At 52.1% G+C, this 24,257-nt stretch carries 20 protein-coding genes and 1 tRNA gene; 11 read left to right on the top strand and 10 right to left on the bottom strand.

Going from position 1 to position 24,257, the window contains the following annotated elements:
- Nucleotides 1-89 precede the first annotated feature (89 nt).
- Nucleotides 90-165: transfer RNA gene (locus E1162_RS18325), tRNA-Lys, on the bottom strand.
- A 619-nt stretch (nt 166-784) separates the two neighbouring features.
- On the opposite strand from E1162_RS18325, the gene E1162_RS18320 reads away from it, so the two are divergent.
- The 3 genes from E1162_RS18320 (at nt 785) to E1162_RS18310 (ending at nt 4,122) form a co-directional block, all read left to right on the top strand.
- Nucleotides 785-2,554: an acetolactate synthase 3 large subunit gene (locus E1162_RS18320; protein WP_155134490.1), complete on the top strand. Its 1,770-nt coding sequence runs from the start codon at nt 785-787 to the stop codon at nt 2,552-2,554.
- Between the two features lie 15 nt (nt 2,555-2,569).
- The gene (gene ilvN / locus E1162_RS18315; protein WP_155134487.1) at nt 2,570-3,142 is read left to right on the top strand and encodes an acetolactate synthase small subunit; all 573 of its coding nucleotides are present in this window, start codon (nt 2,570-2,572) and stop codon (nt 3,140-3,142) included.
- A 227-nt stretch (nt 3,143-3,369) separates the two neighbouring features.
- Nucleotides 3,370-4,122, top strand: coding sequence for a pyridoxine 5'-phosphate synthase (locus E1162_RS18310; protein WP_155134484.1), 753 nt, complete (start codon nt 3,370-3,372; stop codon nt 4,120-4,122).
- Between the two features lie 85 nt (nt 4,123-4,207).
- Here the strand turns inward: E1162_RS18310 and E1162_RS18305 are convergent, their stop codons facing one another.
- On the bottom strand, nt 4,208-4,663 hold the full coding sequence (locus E1162_RS18305) for a hypothetical protein (RefSeq protein WP_155134481.1): 456 nt from the start codon (nt 4,661-4,663) through the stop codon (nt 4,208-4,210).
- Nucleotides 4,664-5,114: 451 nt separating this feature from the next.
- Between E1162_RS18305 and E1162_RS18300 the strand changes: the two genes are divergently transcribed.
- Entirely contained in the window at nt 5,115-5,756 is a 642-nt protein-coding gene (locus E1162_RS18300; protein ID WP_371312014.1) for a TetR/AcrR family transcriptional regulator, read from the top strand.
- Nucleotides 5,757-5,812: 56 nt separating this feature from the next.
- A complete protein-coding gene (ilvC, locus tag E1162_RS18295) occupies nt 5,813-6,832 on the top strand; it encodes a ketol-acid reductoisomerase (protein WP_155134478.1) in 1,020 nt (339 codons plus the stop codon).
- Between the two features lie 85 nt (nt 6,833-6,917).
- On the opposite strand, the gene E1162_RS18290 is transcribed toward ilvC, so the two are convergent.
- Nucleotides 6,918-7,133 carry a hypothetical protein gene (locus tag E1162_RS18290; RefSeq protein ID WP_257099111.1) on the bottom strand — a complete coding sequence of 72 codons (216 nt, stop codon included), beginning with the start codon at nt 7,131-7,133 and terminating at the stop codon, nt 6,918-6,920.
- Between the two features lie 167 nt (nt 7,134-7,300).
- On the opposite strand from E1162_RS18290, the gene E1162_RS18285 reads away from it, so the two are divergent.
- On the top strand, nt 7,301-8,509 hold the full coding sequence (locus tag E1162_RS18285) for an MFS transporter (RefSeq protein ID WP_155134475.1): 1,209 nt from the start codon (nt 7,301-7,303) through the stop codon (nt 8,507-8,509).
- Between the two features lie 434 nt (nt 8,510-8,943).
- Nucleotides 8,944-10,953, top strand: a complete 2,010-nt coding sequence (locus tag E1162_RS18280) for an alkyl/aryl-sulfatase (protein WP_155134472.1) — start codon at nt 8,944-8,946, stop codon at nt 10,951-10,953.
- Between the two features lie 58 nt (nt 10,954-11,011).
- Here the strand turns inward: E1162_RS18280 and E1162_RS18275 are convergent, their stop codons facing one another.
- Nucleotides 11,012-12,484, bottom strand: a complete 1,473-nt coding sequence (locus tag E1162_RS18275; protein WP_257099110.1) for a tetratricopeptide repeat protein — start codon at nt 12,482-12,484, stop codon at nt 11,012-11,014.
- Between the two features lie 423 nt (nt 12,485-12,907).
- On the opposite strand from E1162_RS18275, the gene E1162_RS18270 reads away from it, so the two are divergent.
- The 3 genes from E1162_RS18270 to E1162_RS18260 all read left to right on the top strand — a co-directional run bounded on the left by E1162_RS18270 (nt 12,908) and on the right by E1162_RS18260 (nt 17,094).
- The gene (locus E1162_RS18270) at nt 12,908-13,822 is read left to right on the top strand and encodes a PhzF family phenazine biosynthesis protein (protein ID WP_155134466.1); all 915 of its coding nucleotides are present in this window, start codon (nt 12,908-12,910) and stop codon (nt 13,820-13,822) included.
- 113 nt (nt 13,823-13,935) lie between these two features.
- On the top strand, nt 13,936-15,120 hold the full coding sequence (locus tag E1162_RS18265) for a ubiquitin-like protein (protein WP_257099109.1): 1,185 nt from the start codon (nt 13,936-13,938) through the stop codon (nt 15,118-15,120).
- A 417-nt stretch (nt 15,121-15,537) separates the two neighbouring features.
- Complete coding sequence (locus tag E1162_RS18260; RefSeq protein WP_155134463.1) at nt 15,538-17,094, top strand: 2-isopropylmalate synthase; 1,557 nt, start codon at nt 15,538-15,540, stop codon at nt 17,092-17,094.
- A 52-nt stretch (nt 17,095-17,146) separates the two neighbouring features.
- On the opposite strand, the gene E1162_RS18255 is transcribed toward E1162_RS18260, so the two are convergent.
- The gene (locus tag E1162_RS18255) at nt 17,147-17,683 is read right to left on the bottom strand and encodes a GNAT family N-acetyltransferase (protein ID WP_257099106.1); all 537 of its coding nucleotides are present in this window, start codon (nt 17,681-17,683) and stop codon (nt 17,147-17,149) included.
- A 532-nt stretch (nt 17,684-18,215) separates the two neighbouring features.
- Nucleotides 18,216-19,172, bottom strand: a complete 957-nt coding sequence (gene miaA / locus E1162_RS18250; protein ID WP_257099105.1) for a tRNA (adenosine(37)-N6)-dimethylallyltransferase MiaA — start codon at nt 19,170-19,172, stop codon at nt 18,216-18,218.
- A 14-nt stretch (nt 19,173-19,186) separates the two neighbouring features.
- Between miaA and serB the strand changes: the two genes are divergently transcribed.
- Nucleotides 19,187-20,083, top strand: a complete 897-nt coding sequence (serB, locus tag E1162_RS18245; protein WP_155134457.1) for a phosphoserine phosphatase SerB — start codon at nt 19,187-19,189, stop codon at nt 20,081-20,083.
- Nucleotides 20,084-20,200: 117 nt separating this feature from the next.
- On the opposite strand, the gene E1162_RS18240 is transcribed toward serB, so the two are convergent.
- From E1162_RS18240 to hflK, 4 genes are all read right to left on the bottom strand, one after another.
- Entirely contained in the window at nt 20,201-21,685 is a 1,485-nt protein-coding gene (locus E1162_RS18240) for a DegQ family serine endoprotease (RefSeq protein ID WP_155134454.1), read from the bottom strand.
- Between the two features lie 166 nt (nt 21,686-21,851).
- Entirely contained in the window at nt 21,852-22,043 is a 192-nt protein-coding gene (locus E1162_RS18235; protein WP_155134451.1) for a DUF2065 domain-containing protein, read from the bottom strand.
- On the bottom strand, nt 22,040-22,912 hold the full coding sequence (gene hflC / locus E1162_RS18230; protein WP_155134448.1) for a protease modulator HflC: 873 nt from the start codon (nt 22,910-22,912) through the stop codon (nt 22,040-22,042). Before hflC ends, E1162_RS18235 begins: the two co-directional genes overlap by 4 nt.
- Nucleotides 22,912-24,081 (bottom strand): FtsH protease activity modulator HflK, encoded by a 1,170-nt coding sequence (hflK, locus tag E1162_RS18225; protein ID WP_155134445.1) that lies wholly within the window; start codon nt 24,079-24,081, stop codon nt 22,912-22,914. Before hflK ends, hflC begins: the two co-directional genes overlap by 1 nt.
- Nucleotides 24,082-24,257 lie beyond the last annotated feature (176 nt).

Raw genomic sequence — 24,257 nt, 5'->3', positions numbered from 1 at the left:
AGTTGCTCTACCAGCTGAGCTATGCACTCGCACCACATTAAAAGGCAATGCCTTTTCTTGTGCTCGTTACGGTTCCCTATGGAGGGAAATGGTGGGTGCACAGGGATTCGAACCCGGGACCGTCTGATTAAGAGTCAGATGCTCTACCAACTGAGCTATACACCCTCGCAACGAAGCGATGGCGGCTGTATAGCCACGGGCGGCCGTGTTGGCAAGTATGGTTTTTGCGGATAATTAATTTGCTCTGGGGAAAACCAACTTTGTCCCCAGCCCTTATTCATTCAAAGTTTGCAGTGACTTGCACCACTTCATCAACCTCTGATTGGTATCCATAGGCACAATGCCGGATGCCCACTTACTTAACCAACTCCCCTATTCCCCAAGTCCTGTCACTATTTACATGGGGCATACCCAGTTAATTGCGCTCACATCAGCAATAGATTGAAATAATCTGAACCTTGAGAATTCATTTGCGCAATATCTAACAAAAGGGCTTGACCTAAATCTCAAATACAGCTTAGCTAGCGCGCACAAACGAAATTTCCGAGTACACCATTAAGGCGTGCTCCACTTCAATAAGGAGAGCGAAGCCACTGGCTTCCTTTTAAAGACATGATGAACATTTCTATTCTTCTTATCGTGGTGGGAAAGCGCGTCGCCGGAGTGAGTTAGGGTCACTCGGAACGGTTAGACGCGCAAGGAGCCTAGAGGGCTCCTTTTTTGTTGGCTTAAACACATTGTCTTTTAGGTGCCCGATTGGGCAGGCAAAGAACAGGGATATAAGATGGAACGGGAGATGACAGGTGCGGAAATGGTTCTCCGCGCCTTCCAAGACCAAGGTGTGAAGCACGTATTTGGTTATCCAGGTGGTGCTGTCCTTCCAATCTATGACGAACTGATCCAGCAAGATGTGATCGAGCATATCCTTGTGCGCCACGAACAGGGCGCAGGTCATGCCGCGGAAGGTTACGCACGCAGCACCGGCAAGCCGGGTGTGTGCTTGGTAACTTCCGGTCCGGGCGCAACCAACATGGTTACAGCTCTCACCGATGCAATGCTGGACTCTATCCCACTTGTCTGTATCACAGGTCAGGTTCCAACCAACCTCATCGGCTCCGACGCGTTTCAGGAGTGTGATACCGTTGGCATCACCCGCACCTGCACCAAACACAACTGGCTGGTAAAGAAGATCGAGGATCTGCCACGTATTCTGCATGAAGCATTTTACGTTGCCACTTCCGGTCGTCCGGGCCCTGTTGTTGTCGATATTCCTAAAGACGTTCAGTTCGCGACCGGCATCTACGAAGGTCCGGCTCCTAATGCGACCCAGCACAAGAGCTACCGCCCGCAGCTGAAGGGCGACATGAACGCGATCCGCGCGACTGTAGAGTTGATTGCCTCTGCAAAGCGTCCAGTCTTCTATACTGGCGGCGGCGTTATCAACGCAGGTCCGGCAGCAAGCCAACTGCTGCGCGAACTGGCCGAGATGACCGGCGTTCCAGTTACATCTACTCTGATGGGCTTGGGTGCCTACCCTGCCTCCGGTCCACTGTGGCTGGGTATGCTGGGCATGCACGGCACCTATGAAGCAAACATGGCGATGCATGACTGTGATGTCATGATCTGTATCGGCGCTCGTTTTGACGACCGTATCACCGGCCGCTTGGATGCGTTTTCGCCAAACTCCAAAAAAGTGCACATTGATATCGACCCATCCTCCATCAACAAGATCGTACGCGTAGACATTCCGATTGTCGGTGATGTTGGTTACGTTCTGGAAGATATCGTTCGCATCTGGCGCGCTTCTAATATGAAGCAGAACCCAGAGCTGAAAGCGTGGCATGAGCAGGTCAATAAATGGCGTGCCCGTAACTGCTTGGCATATAAGCCGAACGATGACGTTATCATGCCGCAATACGCGCTTCAGCGTCTGGCAGCAGCCATCAAAGGTAAAGACTACTATATCTCTACCGAAGTTGGTCAGCACCAGATGTGGGCAGCCCAGTTCCTTGGCTTTGAAGAGCCAAACCGCTGGCTGACCTCAGGCGGTTTCGGCACCATGGGTTACGGCTTGCCAGCAGCGATTGGTGCGCAGGTTGCTCACCCTGATGCGCTGTGCATCAACATTGCAGGTGATGCATCCATCCTGATGAACATTCAGGAAATGTCCACCGCAGTTCAGCATGGCCTGTCTCCAAAAACCTTTATCTTGAACAATAGCTACATGGGTATGGTACGCCAGTGGCAGCAGCTGCTGCATGGTAACCGCTTGTCCCATTCCTACACCGATAGCCTGCCTGACTTTGTTAAGCTGGCAGAGGCATACGGTGGCACCGGTATCCGCGTTACCAAACCGGATGAACTGGATGACGCTATTGAAGAAATGATCAACGCCAAAGGCCCTGTCTTGTTTGACTGCTGCGTGGCGCAAATGGCCAATTGCTTCCCGATGATCCCATCTGGTAAGGCCCACAATCAAATGCTGTTGCCGGATGAAGCCACCGACGAAGTTGTTGCAAACGCCATCGGCAACGAAGGCAAGGCCTTGGTCTAACAGGGGGAGATAAAAATGAACGCTCAGAATGTTGATGCTCTAAGTGCATACTTCCTCGCAGAAGTTAGCGAAACCAAAGAGACCCATACCCTTTCTGTTATCGTTGATAACGAACCAGGTGTGCTTGCCCGTGTAATCGGCCTGTTTTCTGCTCGCGGCTATAACATTGATAGCCTTAGCGTGTCGGAAACCGAGCACGAGAAACACATATCCCGCATTACCATCGTGACCACCGGTACGCCGCAGATCATAGAGCAGATCCGTCATCAGCTCGACCGCTTAGTGCCCGTACACCGTGTGCGTGACTTGACCGTTGCAGCCCATAAGCTCAATCAGGACAAGCCGCTGGAACGCGAACTGGCACTTATCAAAGTGGCAGGACAAGGTGACAAGCGCCTTGAAGCGCTTCGCTTGTCCGAGGCTTTCAAAGCGGTGGTGATCGATGCAACTGTTGATCACTTCGTTTTCGAAATCACCGGTCGCACATCCAAGATCGAGCAGTTCATCGAGATTATGCGCCCGCTTGGCCTCGTTGAAGTTTCCCGCACCGGCGTTGCAGCGCTAAACCGCGGGGCAGAAGGTCTTTGAGACACAATTTCGGACTTGAAAATACCGGCACAGTTGGTTTTCATATCTGAAATTTTAATAGGACGGTTTCCCCTTCATTGGGGAGACCGTTTTCTTTTTGCCAAAGCATATGCCTGAAAAATTGCCGAACTTTGCGGATACGGATATGCCTATTTACGAAGAAATAGAGTGTTTAGGCCTGATAGGTTAAACCGGAACGCTCTAGTTGAAGTCGGAGGAAGGTTCTGATGCCAACACAAAGCCGCCTGTCTGTAAACGTGAATGCTGTGGCTATGCTGCGCAATCGTCGCGATCTCCCATGGCCAAGCGTTACCGACCTTGCTGCCATTGCTATGCAAAGTGGCGCGAAGGGTATCACCGTTCACCCGCGCCCAGACGAGCGCCACATTCGCCGTACCGACGTGTTTGATCTTGCAAACCTGATCGCAGAGCGTTTTCCGGGTAAAGAACTGTGCCTTGAAGGGTATCCGACAGAGGACTTCCTACGCCTTGTCGAAGCTTCCAAGCCGACACAGGTGCTCTACGTTCCTGACGATCCAGAGCAAACCACATCTGATCACGGTTGGGATTTTGCCAAGGATGGCTCGCTAATTGCCGACGCTGTCGCGACTGCAAAAAGCTGGGGCATCCGTACCTCGCTTTTCGTAGACCCGAACCCGTCACAGCCTGAGCTTGCCGCAAAAGCTGGGGCCGAGCGGATCGAAATCTACACAGGACCATACGGCGCGACCTACGGCGATATTGCTGCTGCACAGCGTGAGCTTGACCTTGTTGTTGAAACAGCAGAGGCTGCGCAAGCGGCTGGTCTCGCAGTCAATGCAGGCCACGATCTCACTGTAGATAACCTGCCACCCCTTATCGCCCGCGCACCGTACATCAGCGAAGTCTCCATCGGTCACGGCTTCACAGCCGATGCGTTGATTTATGGATTTGCAGAAAGTGTTCGCCGCTTCCGTCGCTCTTTGGGTGAAGACGCTTAAGGACAGCCTTGTAGGCGTGAGTAAAAACGCAAAGCGCACACTGCCGAAAGCTGTGTGCGCTTTTTTGTTTAGCAACCCAATGGCCTTAGTTATGGCCTGTGATAATACAGTTGCTGTCTTTGTCGAAACTTGCCAGCAAGATGAATGCCTTCTGGCTAAGGTCCTCACTCATATCGAGTATTTCGCGGCTGATACCTTTGTCGGCAAGCGCCTGAGGTACACCGTCTGACATGAAGTCATACTGGCCTTCAATACCCAGTGGGTGCAGATCAGTGACGATGCCAAGCACATCAGCCTTGGCGTCCATAATCCCTGTCGTTTTGTCGATGTTATATTTCGCACTCACATCAATGCCGATGAAGTCGCGATACTTGTCAGCGCAAGCTGCATCTTTTGCAGGATCGGGCGAACCGTTAAGCTTCACCGCTTTGACGTGATCAAGTTTCACATTCAAAGAACCCGAAACAGGAACAGCGAGCGCAGAGCCCACGCTTGCAAGGGTCATTGCTGCTGCCAATCCCAGAGCACTCAGTTTTCTCATCGACTTTTCCTTCCCATTAGCAAGGCGGCGACACCGCAACACGCAAAAGCCCTACTCAAGCAATGGGTGCAGAACAACAAAAGCCTGCCACAAGGGTAAAACGGCTTAAAACACAATCCCTCCGGTTTTATTCAAAGGCTGGAGCTTTACTGAATAGCCGCCCACACCCGCCCTGTCATGCGGAACCAAGCGCTACAAAGCATCAAAAAACGCCGTAACGCGGGCTAATGGACGGGCGCGTCCAAACCGCGGTTTTCCAAACTGTTGAGCTTGCAGCACCGGTTGATTGAAATTTTCGAAAAGAATAATCGCCCAAGCCGTAATTTGTATATTGACGGGGGACAGATTCCACGCCATAAGAGAACCGTACCGTACGGTACTGAGCAAAAAACGAATTTCGAGAGACTTCCCGAAAGTCGAAAACATAAAAGAAGATAAAGGCTTAACAACGGTGAATGCAGCGGCAAACAAACTGGAAGAGCAGACACTTACAGATCGGCAAAAGGCCGTTCTGGATACTGCGCTCCAGCTGTTGGTTGAAGGTGGCGAGAAAGCTCTAACCACTTCTGCTATAGCGCGCGCAGCCGGTTGTTCCAAAGAAAGCCTCTACAAGTGGTTTGGTGACCGTGACGGCCTTCTGGCGGCAATAGTAACCCGTCAGGCAAGCAAGGTGCGCACACCGGCCCACTCCGACGAAGTGGTTTCCAAAGAACAGTTTGTTCAGGAGCTCAACCACTTTGCTCAGGATCTTCTGGAAGTGATTTCCGGCGAGGTTTCTCTGGCACTGAACCGACTTGCGATCGGACAGGCCAGTAAAGGCGACGACGCCTTGGGAAGACAATTGCTTGAGCAGGGACGTGGCCGCATTGGCGAGCAAATGACCCAGCTCATGGCTCAAGGGGCAAAACTGGGTTTCGTTAAAGTGCCGGATGCCCACGCGGCCTACCAGATTCTCTACGGTCTGGTGCTCAAAGACATTCACGTCCGCCTGCTACTGGGAGCTACCCTCAAGCAGGAGGAAGCGGATTTTAAATCAGCGGCAGGCGATGCCGTTTCACAATTTATGCAGCTCTTCGAGAACTGCACCAAATAGGAAATCGGGCCGGAACCCTCTGCTGAGTAAGGGACTGGCTGAAAAAGGGGAAAACAATGCGCGTTTATTATGATGCAGATGCAGATCTGAACCTGATCAAGTCTAAAAAAGTTGCGATCATCGGTTATGGTTCCCAGGGCCGTGCACACGCAATGAACCTGAAGGACAGCGGCGCTGAGCAGGTTGTTATTGCTCTTCGTGAAGGCTCCACCACCCGCTTCAAAGCTGAAGCTGATGGTTTCGAAGTCAAATCCGTTGCAGACGCAGCAGCTTGGGCAGACCTGATGATGATGGCGACCCCAGATGAACTGCAGGCTGAAATCTACAAGGACAGCATTGCTGCAAACATCCGTGACGGCGCTGCAATCGCATTCGCACACGGCCTGAACGTTCACTTCGGCCTCATCGAGCCAAAGAACACCGTTGACGTTCTGATGGTTGCTCCTAAAGGCCCTGGCCACACCGTTCGCGGCGAATACCAGAAAGGCGGCGGCGTACCTTGCCTCGTAGCTATCCACCACGATGCAACTGGCAACGCTCTTGATCTGGCTCTGTCTTACGCATGTGGCGTTGGTGGCGGTCGCTCCGGTATCATCGAAACCACCTTCCGTGAAGAATGTGAAACCGACCTCTTCGGTGAACAGGCAGTTCTGTGTGGCGGTCTGGTTGAGCTGATCCGCGCTGGCTTCGAAACTCTCGTTGAAGCTGGTTACGCACCAGAAATGGCTTACTTCGAGTGCTTGCACGAAGTGAAACTCATCGTAGACCTGATCTACGAAGGTGGCATCGCAAACATGAACTACTCCATCTCCAACACCGCTGAGTGGGGTGAGTATGTAACCGGTCCACGCATCATCACCTCTGAAACCAAAGCAGAAATGAAGCGCGTACTGGATGAAATCCAGAGCGGCAAGTTCACTTCTGACTGGATGCAGGAATGTAAAGCAGGTCAGGCACGCTTCAAAGCAACCCGTCGCCTCAACGACGAACACCAGATCGAAGCAGTTGGCGAAAAACTGCGCGGCATGATGCCTTGGATCAAGTCCGGCGCTCTCGTCGACAAATCCAAGAACTAATCATCTTCCAGATCTACGAAAAACCCGGCCTTGTGCCGGGTTTTTTGCGTTCTGGACGCCGTGCCACGCAATGAGAACGCCCAAGCTAGTCCCTAGGCCATCTGGCAAAGGCAACAACCCAAAGAGCAATGAGATTTACAAAGGGGATAAAGGCAACGATCGTCCAAAGCTTACTGAAACCCATGCGCCCCAATATCTGCGCAATGGGAATACCAACGATGATGATCCAAGCAAGGATCATCACGATTTGCCACACTCCCATACCCATTTCGCCAAAACTCATTGCCTGCATGTCGTCCATGGTTCCCTCCAGTGCTTGCAAGGCAATTAGTCTACGAAAGCTGAGGCGAATAAACCCACCAACCTTACCTAGTAAAAACTAGTCTGATCTGTGAGGTTCTTTTCCATTGACGGCTCAAGGAATGCAAACTACGTATTATTACCTTCGCATTTTCTTTAGAGCTTTTCATGACAGACCAGATTGCACCGAGCCTGCGCCGGTTGGACCGTTATCCGGTTCTCTTCCTTTTTACGGTTTTCCTGAGCGCCCTACCCATCGCGTTGGCGGTGCCGCTTTTCAGCCTCTACGTAGTGGATGGGCTTGGCCGCTCTGCAATTCATGTCACCATCGTCATAGCGAGCTTGATGACACTAACGGTGCTCGCCAACAGGTACTTCGGTAGAAAGATTGACGAAGGTGCGCAAGTCCGTCCCCTTCTTGTGCTGACGGTCGTCGCGGATGGCCTAGGGTTTGGCTTGCAAGCCATCTATCCCGGCTATTGGTCCCTCATCATATTGGGTATTCCGCTTTGGGGAATTGGGGCTGCTTCCGTCTCTTTGTTTATGACGGCAGGTAGACTGTTTGCAGAAAAGACGGAAAGAGAACCTCTCGACTTCAACGCCTATGTGCGCATGGCCATTACCCTTGGCTGGATTATTGGCCCAGCCGCCGGTTTCACCATCTATGGCCTGCTTGATTTCGAGATTATCTTCTATCTTTCCTTCGCCCTCAAACTGGCCTGTGCAGGCTGTGTGCTATTGCTATTTCCACGGAACTTTACCAACCACAACATTAAGGACAGTGACAAAGAGAGGGCAGATCACAAGGTTCCGAACGCTCTTGTCGTTGCCTGTGTGCCCGTTTTCTTGCTGTTCGCATGTAACAGCCTGTTCGTCTCCGCAGCTCCGCTTTACTTCCTTGGAGAGCTAAACCTGCCCACATCAACTCCGGGGCTGGCGTTTGCTGTAAAATGTATCGTCGAGATGTTGGTAATCTACTACATCGCCGCGCCTGCACGGCGTTTTGGAGAACGGCGAATGATTATGCTTTCAGGCATATTCGGCGGCATGTTTTTCCTCTCCATCACGCAGGTAACGAGCGTGGAGGCTGCCATTTTATTCAGCGGTCTGGAGGGGCTTTATTATGGCATCGTTGCAGGCATTGGCCTGACATTCATCCAGTCTTATGCACCAAAGCAGACTGGTGTAGCGACAGCGTGGTTCTCTAACGCTTTGTTTGGTGGCGGGCTTGCAGGCTCTTTGGTCTTTGGCACCCTAGGCACCATTACGTCCTACCAGAGCACGATCTTCTACTGCAGCTTTATCGCGCTTTCAGCCTTTATAATCACGATCGCTATTCGCGATGCAGCTCCTGCCCCCTCTCAGGCTGCTCTTTGAACATTACTTGGGCGGGTTTACTGAACAATGATCCAGTAAGCCCGCGCTTCTGCCCGTTTTAAATCGGAATAATTTCCAGTGCTGCGCAGGTTATGGCTGTGCCGAGGGCCAGAAAGCAAAAGCTCATTAGCCAGAAATCTGTTCGTTCACAGTACCATTTGCGCGGTGAGTGCTGCTTGCCACACAGCGGACATTTGGAAGCCAACTCCCGACCTCCTCCGTACTACTAAAGAATCAATGTAAGTAGTATGCATAATCGCCGAACTACCATAAGACGCATATTTACGTAGTTAGCCTAAATAAGGCATTTCCTTGTGAGTAAACGATTAATCAGCCATTTACCAAAAGCATTGCTTGAAACACCAAGCTTAAACGCAGATTAGGACTAACCCAACGATACTCGCAGCACAAAAACAATAAGGTGCCGAGGTCCCATGACTACACCCAAGCTGCGTTTTCTAACCATCTGTTCCTTCGCGGCAGCAGGAGGCGTGCTCCTTTCTTCTGCAGCAAGCTTTGCCCAGCCCAATCCGGCGACCTCCTATACTCAGGAAAAGTATGAGGAGCTGATCAAAACACTTCCCTTCAGCAATACTCAAAGCTTCGACGATGCTAAGGAGGGGTTCATTGCTCCCCTGCCAAATGAAGGCAAGGTGACCAACGCACAAGGGCGCGTGGTGTATGACCTCAACAACTACGCCTTCATCATGCAAGGCTCCGTTGCGCCGGAAACCGTAAACCCCAGTCTTTGGCGGCAATCCCAGCTAACCATGCTGGGCGGCCTCTACAAGGTGGATGAGCGCATCTATCAGGTTCGCAGCGCGGACCTCTCAAACGTTACCTTTATTGAGGGTGAGACCGGCATCATCGTGATTGACCCTCTCATCTCGGAGGAAACGGCCAGCTATGCGCTTGATTTCTACTTCTCGCACAGGCCGAAAAAACCCGTTATTGCGGTGATCTACACCCACTCTCATGTTGACCACTACGGCGGAGTACGCGGCGTTGTAGATGAAGCCGATGTCAAAAGCGGCGCTGTGAAAATCTACGCCCCCGATGGTTTCCTTGACCATGCCGTTTCGGAAAACGTTATGGCGGGCAATGCGATGAGCCGCCGCGCTTCCTACATGTACGGCAATATTCTGCCTGCCAACCCTCAAGGACAGGTCGGTGCGGGCCTCGGCCCCACCACATCAAGCGGCACGATCACGCTTATTCCGCCGACAAATGTCATCAAGGACCGCCGCGAAACGCTGGAAATTGATGGCCTGACCTTCATGTTCCAGCTAACGCCGGATTCCGAAGCGCCCTCAGAAATGTTCTTCTACATCAAAGAGCTGAATGCCCTTTGCACCGCGGAGAACGCAACCCATACACTGCATAACACCTACTCTCTGCGAGGGGCGCGTATCCGCAATCCACTAGATTGGTCAAAGTACATTAACGAGGCGATCTACGAGTTCGGCAAAGACGTTAAAGTCCAGTTTGCCCCGCACCATTGGAGCCTCAAGGGTCGGGAAAAGATCATCGAACATCTGGAGGTCCAGCGGGATCTCTACCGCTATATCAACGACCAGCCTCTACGCCTTGCCAACCACGGCTTCCGCATGGTTGAGATTGCAGAAATGCTAAAGATGCCGAAAAAGCTGGAGACCACGTGGTCCGCGCGCGGTTACTACGGCTCTGTCAACCACGATGCCAAGTCTACCTATGTCAAATACCTTGGCTGGTTTAACGGTAACCCCGCAACACTGCACCCCTACCCAGAGCGTATAGCCGGTGCGAAGTACGTGGAGTTTATGGGCGGAGCGGACGCTCTGCTTCAACAGGCGCAAAAGTCCTATGATGCAGGCGACTATCGCTGGGTAGCGCAAGTCGTCAACCATCTGGTCTTCGCAGAGCCGGACAATCAGGATGCAAAGAACCTACAGGCAGACGCCCTTGAGCAACTTGGCTATCAGGCGGAATCTGGCCCTTGGCGTAACTTCTATCTCAGCGGCGCGAAGGAACTGAGAGAAGGCGTAAAGCCCGAAGAAGCTCCCGATACTGCGAGCCCTGACACCATTCGTGCGATGGACTTGTCTTTGATGTTTGATTACACCGCGCTGCGTCTTAACGCAGAAAAAGCGGGCGAGAGCGAAATGGTTCTGAACTGGAAGTTTCCAGACACAAACCAAGAGTACGTCGTAGAGCTACAAAACGGCGCTCTCAGTCATATTGAGGGCTATCAGTCTGATAAGGCAGACGCCACGATTTCCATAAACCGAGAAACCATCAATAATATCATTCTCGGACAGGAGACCTTCGACGGCGCAAGCAAAAGCGGTGATTTGAAGATTGAAGGCGATCAGGACAAGCTAAAGGAGCTTCTCTCGATGTTGGATAGCTTCGACTTCTGGTTCAACATCGTAACACCTGTCCCGCTAGACAAAGCAAACCAGTAGCACATAGAACACCGCGCTTACCCTGCGCGCGCCGGAGCGCGCAGGCTGCCCATTTCAATTATCGGGATGTGCTGTGCATTTGCTGCTCTAGACGATGAACAGCATCAGAGGATTGCTGAAGGCCACTTTCAGCCGATACGCGGTAAAAGTCCAAAGCTCTGCGGATGTTCTTATCCACGCCGGTCCCGTTCTCGAAGCACCAAGCCATCAAGTGGAACGCTTCAGGATCACCCTTCTTGGCAGCGGACTCAAAGAAGCCAAATGCTTTTTTGGCGTTCACCTCAACACCAACACCCTCAAGATAGGCTTTGCCTATCATGATTTCACCCTGCGGTTCGCCAAAATCCGCTGCCTGTTTGAAGTAATGGAAGGCTTCCTTTGCATCCTTCTTAACGCCGAGGCCATTGAGATGCATAAGGCCAATATTGGTGTAAGCAAATGGGTAGCTGGCCGATGCGCGTTTGTAGAATGAAAGCGCCTCGGCGTAGTCCTGCTTCACATGCTCGCCAAGTTCATACATCACGCCAAGATCATTAAGCGCCTTGCCAAAACCTTGGTCGGCAGCTGCAAAGAATAGCTCCAAGCCTTTTTCTGGATCATAGGGAACACCAACGCCAGCGAAGTAGTATCGGCCCAGAACATATTCCGACTGTGCCAATCCACGATCTGCGGCCTTCTTGAAGTGGGATAAAGCCATATCAAGGCTCTGCGAAACGCCTACACCTTCTTCATAGAGCGTGCCAACATAGTGAAGCCCAAGCGGATCGCCATGATCGGCAGCTAATAGATAATGGTGAACGGCCTCATCTATATCGACGGGCCCGCCTTCCCCAAATTCGTAAAGTTCGCCAAGAGGAACGTGTGCTTCCATTGCTCCATCAGCAATCGCTTCCTCATAGATCTTACGGGCTTTTTCGGGATCAGCTTCAACGCCTCTGCCCTGCCGATAAAGCGTTGCAAGGTTTAGCCGCGCTGGAAGCAGGCCAGCATTCGCCGCCTCTCCTATCCAGTAGAAAGCTTCTTCGTCATCGTGATCAACACCAATGCCATTGAGGTACATGAGCCCAAGATTGTTCTGCGCCCAGTAGTCACCAACGTCTGCAGCCTTGTGATACAGCTCCAAAGCTTTGGGCAGGTTTAGATGCCCATCCTTGCCATTTCGGAAGATATTGCCAAGGTTGGTCCACGCGGCGGAGAGCCCCATATCAGCAGCAACCTGATAGTATCCGATTGCCTTTTCTACGTCTCGATCAACACCACGGCCGAGCTCATAAGCCAAACCCAAGGCAAAGAGCGCCTCGCCATTTCCTGCCTGCGCCTCCACCAGTAGACGCGGAATGTTTGCCCCTTCCACCATATCTTCTAGCATGGCCTCTTCAAATTGAGGACCAAACAGTGCGCTGTACCGATCAGGCACAACGACAGCTCGATACGATAGCTGCGGCTCAAAATTGGGCGTCAGTGACGCCGCCGCTTCTCCGGCCACAAGGGCCATTACCGGCAAAAGAACCAGCAGGGTTCTATTACGCATTCGCATTCCTAGTGATTAACCAATTCGCCTTACTCATAGTCGCTCGGCGTCCATTCACAACACTTTTTATGCGACGACGAACAAAGACGAAATTCAAGCAGAATTGCGCCATTATACAACTGAATGTGTCGGTTTTGGGTATCCATAGATATGAGAGGCCGATCCCGCTAAGCATTTTCCGCAAGGATTCTATAGCTCACTGATTTAGCTAAATAATATCGCCATATCAGATAATCACGCTGCGCCAGATTATTTGCCTCATTCGTCATTACCGAGCATTATCAGCATAAAAACAGGCACAATGTGCACAAGCACTGGGATAAACTGGCAAACCTGATCACTTTGCAGTTTAAAACCAAAAGTAGAACTGGTTAAAATTACTCGCACAAACAAAATTGCTGCTTTGCGGAGAAAAGAACTGCTATGCCTCGTCGTTATGTAATTCTTGATGTATTTACCCAAAACGCTCTTGAGGGCAACCCGCTCGCAGTCGTTTTGGATGCTCAAGACCTTTCCGACGAGCAAATGCAAAGGCTCGCTCAGGAGTTCAATCTGTCTGAGACGGTTTTCGTGCTTCCACCGGAAAATCCCGCACACTCTGCTGCCCTTCGTATTTTCACACCGGGTGAGGAGCTAGGCTTTGCCGGGCACCCAACAGTCGGCACCGCTGTTCTGCTAGCGCAGGAACGGTTCAAACACAGCGAGTTGCAGCAAAACGCCGTTGTAGTGCTGGAAGAGAAGCTGGGAACGATCCGTTGCGGCGTGAAGCTGGAAAAGCCACTGCAAGGTTTCGCAGAGTTCGACGTGCCTCAAGTAGCCCGCCCTGCCCTGCCAGTGGCGGACAATGAGATGCTTGCCGCAGCGCTAGGCATATCTCCTCTTGAGCTAACCTTCGAAAACCACCGGCCACTTTCCATGGATGCAGGCAAGCCCTTCGCGTTCATTCCACTGCGCGATCTTTCCGTTATGGAACAGATCAGGCCGAATTCGAGCCTTTGGAAGAAGACCTTCACAGACTACGGCTTCAACAACATCTTCCTCTACTGCCGCGAATGTGTTTGTGCCAGCAGCGATTTCCATGCCCGTATGCTCTATGAGGATAGAGGCTCTATTAGAGAAGACGCGGCCACAGGATCAGCCGTCGCGGCCTTTGCGGGCATTGTCGCCTACTATGACAAACCTCTAGACGGCTCCCATATCTATAAGATCGAGCAGGGTTACGAGATGGAACGCCCATCCAAGATCACGCTGGAACTAGAGATGGACAAAGGCAAGATCCGGCGAGAGCGGATTGGCGGTAACGCGGTGGTTATTGGTCGGGGCGAATTGTACGTCTAGACCGGCCGCGAACCGAAAGCATTAGAGCCAACCTACAACCATTGGTGAATACCCTGCGGCATACCTATAGCTATTAGTACTCATCCAAGATCAATAGGTTAATTGGTTTCACGATGAGTTTTCTGGCTAGGCTGTTTGTTACCCTTTCCTTCATGCTGGTCGCATCCCTTACAACCAGCGCTGCGTTTGCGATGCAGATTTTTGTGCTGACCGAAGCGGGCAAGACCATCACCCTCGACGTGGAGGCCAGCGACTCCATTGAAAATGTGAAGGCAAAGGTCATGGATAAAGAAGGGGTTCCGCCGGATCAGCAAATACTGAAGTTCGCAGGTACGGTGCTTGAGGATGGCCGAACGCTTAGCGACTACAACATCCAAAAGGAATCCACGCTTCACCTGTTCCTCAATCTTTCTACCTTCGATGGTGCCCTTTTTAAGGAAGCTCTAGAAGCACAAGCACTTCGTGGTATGCGACAAGGCTCGCAGATTAATCAGCGCTTTCTCAGCAGCATCAATAGAGACCGATTTTCCACTACCGGTAGCGGATTTCGCTTCGGCTTGATAAGCGATCTTCCGTCCGTCTATTGGGAAAGTGATGTCCTGGCCCTTGAGGCAAACGCCCGCGCCTTTCTGGAATTATCGCTGGCTGAGAACATCATCACCGGCGCCTATCTAGGGGCGTTCGGTTCGCTTACTGACACTTCCAGCGCTATCGATAGCTACAACCGATTTGGCGCAGCATCGGTGGGCGCGTACAGCGCCATTAATCTGGGCGGAGTTATCGCAGCAGCATATGGCGAGAAAAACCTGACGTGGTTTGACCACTCAATGAAGCATGAAGCCGATCAATATGACGCTTCATTTGGAAGGAACGGCTACAGGTTCGGCGGCTCCTTGTCTGGGGAGATCAACTTTGAACAGCTTCTCATCTCCCCGCAGCTTGCAGTTTCCCACGCAACGCTTGAGGAAAAATCCACATCTGTGTTCGACGGCACTGATAATAATCCCCTGCACCTAGAAGCCGATTGGCTTACCCGCGTCTCCTTTACCCCGCAGATCACCCTCCCACTTTCAACGGGCGTGACGGATTCTTATTCGCTGGAAGCGCAACTAAACCCGCATATTACCTGTGAAAACGCAGCGAACTCTGCCGGAAACTGTGGTGGTGGCGTAGGAGTTGCTCTCACCTTTTCCAATCGCCCACAAGTTTTCTCGGGCGCTTTTTCGGCGAGCTTTGAAAACGTATCAGGCGAGCCGCGATACTCGGCAGGGCTTAACTTTTCTATTCCACTACCGTAAGGTGAGTTACTACGCATGAGCGTCTGAAGACGGCTAAGCAAGAGCATCAGTCTTTTGACCTCTTGCCAATTAATTTCTTTTGAGCTACCAAAGCAGCAATATTTGATTACATCTTCCCTCGGAACATTCCGAAGATTACAAAACAGAAGATGGATCACTCGCTAACAAGACCGGAAGGCATTGGAAACAGATGATCGCCCGTTGCGACACTGCTAATTTTTCCAGCGACGCGCACCAGCGCGGCGGCCTACTCCTACTTGGCGACCTCCTACTCCTTAGATGCCCCTAAGCGTCGGCAGCCCCGTATTCGGGCGGGCACTTGGGGGATTGTGAAATTTCATTACATCAGAGATTTTGTAAGACCCCCGCAATTGCACGTGTCTTTTCATGTTGGGGGCAAATAAGGACCATATGACTATGAGCGCAGCTGCAAAAGATCAGGTAGTTATCTTCGATACAACCTTGCGGGATGGGGAGCAGTCACCTGGCGCCTCCATGACTTTGGAAGAAAAGCTGCAGGTTGCCGAACTTCTGGACACTATGGGTGTAGACGTCATTGAAGCCGGTTTTCCGATTGCTTCCATTGGTGACTTTGAAGCTGTTTGCGAGATTGCAAAGCGTTCCAAAAACTCCGTAATCGCAGGTCTGTCTCGCGCTATTCCAGCAGACATTGACCGCGCAGGCGAAGCAGTTAAATTTGCTGAACGCGGCCGTATCCATACCTTTGTTTCTACCTCTCCTATCCATCTGCAATACCAGATGAAGAAGAACGAGGAAGAGGTTCTGGAAATCATCCGCCAGACCGTTTCCCGCGCTCGTAACCTGATTGATGACGTTGAATGGTCTGCGATGGACGCGACCCGCACATCTATCGAATATCTGAGCCGCTGCGTTGAAGCTGCAATTGATGCAGGTGCTACAACAATCAACCTGCCAGACACCGTTGGTTATGCAGTTCCGCACGAATACCAGATGATGTTCGAGCAGATCATCAAGAACGTGCCGAATTCCGACAAAGCGATCTTCTCCGTACACTGTCACAACGACTTAGGTCTGGCTGTAGCCAACTCCTTGGCAGGTGTTGCAGGTGGTGCGCGCCAGATCGAATGTACAATCAACGGCTTGGGCGAACGCGCAGGTAACGCGGCACTGGAAGAAGTCGTTATGGCCATCCGCACCCGCAACGACGTGCTGCCATACGGCTGCTCTGTCGATCCAAAATACATGACCCGCGCTTCCAAGCTGGTATCTGCTGTTACCTCCTTCCCAGTGCAGTTCAACAAGGCAATCGTTGGTAAAAACGCCTTCGCGCATGAGAGCGGCATCCATCAGGACGGTATGCTGAAGCACGCCGAGACCTACGAAATCATGCGTCCGGAAGACGTAGGGGTTCGCGCAACCTCTCTGGTTATGGGCAAGCACTCTGGCCGCGCAGCATTCAAAGACAAGCTGACCGAGCTGGGTTACGATCTGGGTGACAACGCTTTCCAGGAAGCGTTCCGCCGCTTCAAAGATCTGGCAGACCGCAAGAAGAACGTCTACGACGAAGACATCGAAGCGCTGGTTGAAGACGAAATCTCCGTACAGGGCGAATCCGTGAAGGTTCTGTCACTGACCGTTATTGCAGGTACTGGCGGCCCTCAGAAAGCGATCCTGACCATGGACGTGGATGGCAGACACAGAACCCGTGAAGCGAACGGCGACGGCCCTGTTGATGCAACCTTCAACGCGATTAAGGCGATCATTCCGCACGAAGCAACCCTGCAGCTGTACCAAGTACACGCAGTGACCGAAGGCACCGATGCGCAGGCTGAAGTGACTGTTCGTCTGGAAGACGGTGGCAAGATCGCTACCGGTAAAGGCGCAGACACCGACACACTGGTTGCCTCCGCTCGCGCTTACGTTTCTGCACTGAACAAGCTGAAGGTTCGCCGCCAGCGCGAAATCAACGTAGAAGACGCAATTGCCAGCTAAACCCTGCTGCTAAGAAGTTTTTGAAAGGCGCGCCCAACGAGGCGCGCTTTTTTTATGCGCTATGGGCAAGGCGCCGGCAGGAAGGGCTGAGAACCTGAAAGTAGTCGCGCACCTGCCCGCTCTCAAACCGCCGCTCGCGATACTCCATCCCGACGCTTCCCAAAATTGAAAGAGCGGCACGGTTTTGCGGGTGAACCTCTGCAACAAGATGGCTGTAATAGGTGTTTTCAAAAAACCAGTTCACCAGCGCTTTACACACCTCGCCGCCAAGGCCAAGACCCCATAGCGGCTCCTTAAGAACGCAGTCCAGTTTAACCTCTGCAGTCTCTTCCAGAAGAGAAAAGCCAGCGCGGCCAACAAAGCGCTGCTCCCGCGTTTCTATACGCCATTGGGAAAAGCCCAGCTGCTTTTCATCGGTAAGGTACATATCCAGCATATCGCGCACCCGGTCCTTGCTCCAGTGCGGAGCCTCGGGAATCAAATGACGATTGACGGACGCATTGCTATGCAAAGCGAGAAGCTCTTCGAAGTCACTTTTTTCAAAAGCTCTCAGATGCAGACGTTCCGTAAAAAGAATGGGCGTCGCCATGAACACACCTCCTCTTCGCGGTCGTGCGTAGAACACACTCGACATCAAACATGCAGTGGGCATGCAGAACGCTCTCTATACGGAACCCTTTAAGGCCCCTTGAACGTTTTCTCTCCAATACGATTAAAAGACCCGTGTTTGCACCGCACCCACAAGCCCTTCTATTTAAAGGATTGGCGGGTTCAGGAGTGGCCTGAAATGGAGCCACCGAACACCTACAATATCATGAGAAAATTTCACATAAGAAGCAGTACAATGTAAAAAGGCCAGCAAGGATCAACCTCACTGGCCACATTTACAGGAGCATCAGCTCCGCCGCATCTCGAGCCCAAAGACACATCATATCCCATTGAAAAATATAGGAATATGAAATATCTCGAAAATCTCTATGATTTATCTTTAAGGAACTTTGGGGGTTATGTCACGTAATTTTTTAGCGGTTCCGTGATTTAAATTACTTGACAAGAACCACACGCAAAAGAGGAGAAACTTAAAATTAACTCCACCTAAAGTTTCTATGGTTTCTTCTAGGTCAGACCTCGAATTTTTCTAGGGTACTTTCAATCGCTTTCGCCATTTCATCGGAATTAAGCGGGTTAAATTTATCCCATTCACCTAACTGACCACGGAAGAAAGTAGACTGACGCTTGGCGTATCGGCGTGTTTCGGTCTTGGACTTTTCGATAGCTTCGTGGAGGCTCATCTCGCCAGAATTTGCAGCAGCAAGCTGCCAGACGCCAATAGCTTTCATAACAGTTAGTGAAGGGTCCAGCCCCTTGGCCATCAGAGCAACGGCTTCTTCCATCGCCCCTTGATCCATCATCATGTCAAAGCGCAGGGCAATTCGTTCATGCAACGCCTTGCGGTCTGGATCAAGTGTCAGGCGAACAGTTTCAGCTTCACTCAAAAGCGGCTCGCTGCGCTCGTTCTGCCAAAAGGCAAGGGAGTGACCGGTTCCATCAATCACCTCCAGAGCGCGCACAACACGCTGCTTATCGGCAGGCTTAAGACGAGCTGCAACCTCTGGGTCCTTTTCGCTGAGGGTTGCATGAAGGCGCTCCACGTCGCCCTTTTCCCCTTCTTCACGCCAGTGTGCCCGAATGTCCTCGGGAATATCTGGCATCAGAGAAAGCCCTTCAAGGGCGCTCTTGAAGTAAAGCCCTGTACCGCCAACGATGATGATCGGCTTTTCCTGTTCCCGTGCCTGCTTGATATGACCTTCAACATCATTCAGCCAGCGCATCACGCTGTAGGCCTCATTGCTTGGAACGTGACCAAACATAACGTGCTCGGCTTGCGCTTCTTCTTCCTCACTCGGACGAGCGGAGAGGATGCGCAAATCCTCATAGATCTGCATAGAATCGGCGTTGATAATCTGTGCATCCAGACGTTTTGCCAGCTCGATAGAAAGAGCTGTCTTGCCGCTGGCCGTTGGCCCCGCTATCAACACCGCTAATGGCTTCATCTGCCTGTCTTGATTCCGATCCATGAAAGAGCTGCTTTATGTCTTTTGTTGTAACGCTCGTATCCAATCCGGCAAATCCTGCCGTAACCGACGAATTGATTGAAGCCATCGCCGGTGCCTTGCCTGTACAGGCTGAGCGTCGCGATCTCAATCCTGGTATTGCCTGCGACCTAACTTTTGCCTGCGAAGCGCTACCGACGAACCTTCAGGAAACCTTGCGCGAGGTTATTGCTGACCGTCCGGTTGACCTCTGTCTACAACCAGTTGAGGGAAGAAAAAAGAAACTTCTGGTCGCTGACATGGATTCTACCATGATCGGGCAGGAATGCATTGATGAGCTAGCAGCAGAACTTGGCCTCAAAGAACAGATTTCGGCTATCACCGAGCGTGCTATGCGCGGTGAGATCGAGTTTGAACCAGCACTTAAAGAACGTGTAGGCCTCCTCAAGGGTTTGGATGCAAGCGTCGTAGATCAGGTTATCGAAAAGCGTATCACCCTCACCCCCGGCGGCAAGGAACTCATTGGCACCATGAAGGCAAACGGCGCATACGCTGCTCTCGTCTCCGGTGGTTTCACAGTGTTTACCAGCCGCATTGCTGCGATGATCGGTTTTGATGAGAACAAAGCCAACATTTTGATCGAGGAAGACGGCAAGCTCGCAGGTACCGTTGCAATGCCAATTCTGGGTCAACAGGCCAAGCGCCAGCGCCTGACAGAACTGATGGAAGAACAGGGCCTGGCTACTTCTGAAACCCTCGCAGTGGGCGACGGCGCAAACGATCTGGCCATGATCGATTTGTCCGGCCTCGGCGTTGCCTACCACGCAAAGCCGAAGGTTGCTGCAGAGGCTGACGTGCGCATCGACCACGCCGACCTGACCGCCCTACTCTACATTCAAGGTTACAGTGCAGACGAGTTCAAAACCGTCGCCTGATTGGCAGTGATCTCAGGGATTTCAAAATAGCTTCCTAGAGATAGAAATCACGAATACAAAAAGCCGCTCTGAACATCTCCAGAGCGGCTTTTTTATTTATAACGTGTCGCTTCGATCTTAGTCTTCAATGCGTACTGCAATGAAGCGCAGCTCACCACTACCGTTGGAAAGCAACAGAAGCGCAGAGCGACGACCATCTTTTTTCAAGGCTTCGACCTGCTTGGCAACATCTTCCGGCGATGCGACAGGCTCCTGCGCCACTTCAACAATCACATCACCAGGAATGATGCGTTTGTCATCGGCAGGGCTACCAGCCTCAACAGCGGTCACAACAACACCTTCAACGATGTCTTCCAAGCCGAAGTTCTGGCGCATAGACTCGTCAACTGTTGCCAGCGTCATGCCAAGAACAACGGTTTGATCGGCCTTGTTCTCTTCGCCCTTCTGCTCGGCCTCCTCGGTCTTGGCCTCAGCGACTTCCTCAAGGCGGCCAAGCTGGACATCAAGGTCCATCTCTTTGCCCTTGCGCAAAATGCCAACATTCACTTCGTTACCAATGCTGGTATCAGCAACCATACGCGGCAGGTCGCGCATGACAGGAACCGGCTTGCCATCAAAGGTCAAAATCACATCGCCCGGCTGGATGCCCGCTTCTTTGGCAGGACCGCCATCGGTAACACCGGCAACAAGCGCGCCGCGTGCTTCCTTCATGCCAAGGCCCTCGGCAATCTCGTCAGTCACTTCCTGAATGCGAACGCCAAGCCAGCCACGACGGGTTTCACCAAACTCGCGAAGCTGTTTGATAACCTTGTTTGCGGTGTCGGCTGGAATAGCAAAGCCGATGCCGATAGAGCCACCTGATGGAGAGAAGATAGCGGTGTTAATGCCAACAACTTCACCTTCCATATTGAACAGCGGGCCGCCGGAGTTACCACGGTTGATGGAAGCATCTGTCTGGATGTAGTTGTCGTAAGGACCGGAGTTGATGTCGCGGTTACGCGCAGAAACGATACCCACAGTCACAGTACCACCAAGGCCGAACGGGTTACCGATCGCCATCACCCAGTCACCAACGCGAAGCTTTTCAGAACTGCCGAATTTGACGGACTGTAGCGGCTTTGGCGGGTCAACCTTAAGCACAGCAAGGTCGGTCTTCTCGTCACGGCCCACGACTTCCGCAGTCAGCTTGGAACCGTCATTGAAGTTCACTTCAATCTCGTCCGCACCTTCGATAACGTGGTTGTTGGTGATGATGATGCCTTCTTCACCGTCAATCACGAAACCGGAGCCTAGAGACTGGACCTTGCGTGGCTGGTCACCTTCTGGCTGCTGGTTGTCAAAGAACTCCTCGAAGAACTCTTGAAACGGCGAGCCCTCCGGCACCTGCGGAACAGGTACGGAGCGCTGAGCAGATACGCGCTGCGCTGTAGAGATGTTTACAACAGCATCACCAAGGTCCTCTGCCAGATCTGCTACAGAGGTAGGGCCTGCCGCCTGAACGGATTGGGTGCCGCCGGTAATGCCGCTGATGGCAAGCGCGCACGCCAATACGATGGCCTTAAAACTCACGTCCGGTACAGACCGGAGATACTTGATGGCCATTGGCCTCCTCCTGCAAACCCTGCTAATTTTCATGTAAGTTTATCTTAAAACACAAATGCCCGCAGCTTTCTTAACAAAGCGCGGGCATTCACCAATCTTATCTTCAAATTTTTGAAAAACGTCCGCCACCCTCACACTATTGCGCTTGGGCTTCGCTGTCGTTTCCCTAAAAGCCGCCTCTGGCGATCCACACTATCAAAAAACCTAGAAACAAGGCTACGAGACCACCCGTTCTAAGGGACTGTTCAGGCAGTTCCTGCGCCTTCTTCATAAAGTCTTTCATGTGGCCCGGTGCTAGAGCGTAAAGAACACCCTCCAGCACCAGAACCAGACCGATCGCTACAACGAGGTCACTCATTGTGCAGGAGCGGCTGCACCAGTAGCGTTGTTGAAGTAGCGGAAGAACTCGGAGTCCGGAGAAAGAACCATCGAGGTATCACCGGATTCCATTGCCTTTTCATAGGCCTGCATGGAGCGGTAGAACTCGAAGAACTCTTTGTCACGGCCATAAGCTTCAGCAAAGATCGTGTTACGTTCTGCATCACCATCACCGCGGATGATGTCTGCGTCACGCTGAGAGTTAGCAACAATCACGGTTGCATCACGATCAGCACGGGAACGAATACGACGAGCCTGCTCTTCACCCTGTGCGCGGATTTCAGTAGCTTCACGCTGACGTTCTGTCTGCATACGAGCAAAGATCGCTTGGGAGTTGGCTTCTGGAAGGTCCGCACGGCGGATCTTCACGTCAACAACCTCGATGCCGATTGCACGAGCGCGGGACTCAACATCAGAACGGGTCTTTTCCATGAGACCGGAACGTTCGTCGCGTACAACAGCGGTAAAGGTTTCCTTACCGATTTGGTCACGCAGAGCAGACTGAAGGAAGGTAGAGAGCAAGCGAGCGCCCGCGTCGATATTCGCAACAGACTGGTAGAACAGGACCGGATTGGAAATGCGGTAGCGAGCAAACGCATCAACCAGAAGACGCTTCTTGTCGGAAGCAATCGCTTCCAGAACAGGCATGTTCAAATCAAGAATACGCTTGTCGAGGTAGACAACGTTCTGCCAAGGCATTTTGAACTTAAGGCCCGGCTCGGTTTCTTCGCCGCGGATTTCACCGAACTGAAGAACAAGTGCTTGCTGGGTCGGGTTCACGATGAACACAGACCAGTAGAAAACCAGTGCAGCAAGGGCGATTACAATACCAATAATACCGTTACGCATTAGTTGTTCCCCCCAGCTGGCGCTGCGGTGCGCTTGTTCAACTGATCCAATGGAAGGTATGGCAACACACCTGCATCGGACGATTTGCTATCGATGATGATCTTGTTGTTCTTGCTCAGAACTTTCTCCATTGTTTCCAGATAGAGACGCTGGCGGGTTACGTCTGGAGCAGTCTTGTAAGCATCGTAGATCTTGGTAAAGCGCTCTGCCTGACCCTTTGCTTCTGCAACGGTCTGGTCACGATACGCTTGCGCTGCTTCACTAATGCGGGCTGCGTTACCACGAGCCTCAGGAACGATACGGTTCGCGTAAGACTGCGCTTCGTTCTGGATACGCTCTTGGTCAGCACGCGCTGCCTGAACGTCACGGAACGCTTCAATAACCTGCGCAGGAGGGTCAACCTTCTGCATCTGTACCTGCGTTACCTGAATACCAGCTTTGTAGGAGTCCAGAGTGCTCTGCATCAGCTTCTGCACTTCGGTCTCAACCAACGCACGGTTTTCAGTCAGAATGCTATCGATGCGGGATGCACCAACAACTTCACGCATTGCGCTTTCTGCAACCGCTTTCACGGTACCGGCTGGGTTCTGGATGTTAAAGAGAAACTCGGACACACCGGTTGGGGTGTTCTGAATGAGCCACTGTACCTTGAAGTCAACGTCAACGATGTTTTCGTCGCCGGTCAGCATGAGGCTCTCTTCAGGCACGTCACGCTGGTTTACAGCGGTGCCACGAACGAACTCTTCCATACCAATGCTGGTTTCACGAACCTGAAGAACATCAGGGGTGTAAACTTCACCAACTGGATAAGGCCAGTTGTAGTTCAGACCCGGACCGGTCTGGCCTACGACCTTACCGAATACTAGCTCCACACCTACTTCGCTTGGCTCAACGCGGTAAATACCGGTTGCCAGCCAGATGACCAGAGCGGCAAAAATAGCCAGCAGGATACCTTTAAAGCCAAGACCGCCGCCATCACCCGGCAGCACGCTTTTCAGATGGTCCTGACCACGCTTGAGGATTTCCTCGAAATCTGGCGGGTTACCGCCGCCACCGCGCTGCGGACCACCACCGCCGCCCCACGGGCCGCCGTTGTTGCCGCCGCTTCCTCCGGGATTACCCCAAGGGCCGCCGTTGCCGCCACCTCCACTTTGATTGCTCCAAGGCATAAAGAAGTCCCTTACTAGGTTATAGCGCCGGTCTGCCCGGCATTTGTCTCAAGCAACATTGCGTTTCATGCAAGCTAGGCAAATTTATAGGCAAGAGTTTGCGCCCACACAACGAAAGCTGGTAACAATCACATTTATCAGCTTCGCTTTTGCCCAAAAGCCCACAGTTTCCGACA

It is taken from the genome of Pseudovibrio flavus, from assembly GCF_009711345.1.
Lineage (GTDB): Bacteria > Pseudomonadota > Alphaproteobacteria > Rhizobiales > Stappiaceae > Pseudovibrio > Pseudovibrio flavus.
Note: the sequence above shows the minus strand (reverse complement) of the source record. Positions and strands in the feature narration are given on the sequence as shown.

Excerpts from the sequence above, each read along its gene's own strand:
- E1162_RS18320 (WP_155134490.1), top strand. The coding sequence starts at position 785 with ATGGAACGGGAGATGACAGGTGCGGAAATGGTTCTCCGCGCCTTCCAA.
- ilvN (WP_155134487.1), top strand. The coding sequence starts at position 2,570 with ATGAACGCTCAGAATGTTGATGCTCTAAGTGCATACTTCCTCGCAGAA.
- E1162_RS18310 (WP_155134484.1), top strand. The coding sequence starts at position 3,370 with ATGCCAACACAAAGCCGCCTGTCTGTAAACGTGAATGCTGTGGCTATG.
- E1162_RS18305 (WP_155134481.1), bottom strand. The coding sequence starts at position 4,663 with ATGAGAAAACTGAGTGCTCTGGGATTGGCAGCAGCAATGACCCTTGCA.
- ilvC (WP_155134478.1), top strand. The coding sequence starts at position 5,813 with ATGCGCGTTTATTATGATGCAGATGCAGATCTGAACCTGATCAAGTCT.
- E1162_RS18290 (WP_257099111.1), bottom strand. The coding sequence starts at position 7,133 with ATGGACGACATGCAGGCAATGAGTTTTGGCGAAATGGGTATGGGAGTG.
- E1162_RS18285 (WP_155134475.1), top strand. The coding sequence starts at position 7,301 with ATGACAGACCAGATTGCACCGAGCCTGCGCCGGTTGGACCGTTATCCG.
- E1162_RS18280 (WP_155134472.1), top strand. The coding sequence starts at position 8,944 with ATGACTACACCCAAGCTGCGTTTTCTAACCATCTGTTCCTTCGCGGCA.
- E1162_RS18275 (WP_257099110.1), bottom strand. The coding sequence starts at position 12,484 with ATGCGTAATAGAACCCTGCTGGTTCTTTTGCCGGTAATGGCCCTTGTG.
- E1162_RS18270 (WP_155134466.1), top strand. The coding sequence starts at position 12,908 with ATGCCTCGTCGTTATGTAATTCTTGATGTATTTACCCAAAACGCTCTT.
- E1162_RS18265 (WP_257099109.1), top strand. The coding sequence starts at position 13,936 with ATGAGTTTTCTGGCTAGGCTGTTTGTTACCCTTTCCTTCATGCTGGTC.
- E1162_RS18260 (WP_155134463.1), top strand. The coding sequence starts at position 15,538 with ATGAGCGCAGCTGCAAAAGATCAGGTAGTTATCTTCGATACAACCTTG.
- E1162_RS18255 (WP_257099106.1), bottom strand. The coding sequence starts at position 17,683 with ATGGCGACGCCCATTCTTTTTACGGAACGTCTGCATCTGAGAGCTTTT.
- miaA (WP_257099105.1), bottom strand. The coding sequence starts at position 19,172 with ATGGATCGGAATCAAGACAGGCAGATGAAGCCATTAGCGGTGTTGATA.
- serB (WP_155134457.1), top strand. The coding sequence starts at position 19,187 with ATGTCTTTTGTTGTAACGCTCGTATCCAATCCGGCAAATCCTGCCGTA.
- E1162_RS18240 (WP_155134454.1), bottom strand. The coding sequence starts at position 21,685 with ATGGCCATCAAGTATCTCCGGTCTGTACCGGACGTGAGTTTTAAGGCC.
- E1162_RS18235 (WP_155134451.1), bottom strand. The coding sequence starts at position 22,043 with ATGAGTGACCTCGTTGTAGCGATCGGTCTGGTTCTGGTGCTGGAGGGT.
- hflC (WP_155134448.1), bottom strand. The coding sequence starts at position 22,912 with ATGCGTAACGGTATTATTGGTATTGTAATCGCCCTTGCTGCACTGGTT.
- hflK (WP_155134445.1), bottom strand. The coding sequence starts at position 24,081 with ATGCCTTGGAGCAATCAAAGTGGAGGTGGCGGCAACGGCGGCCCTTGG.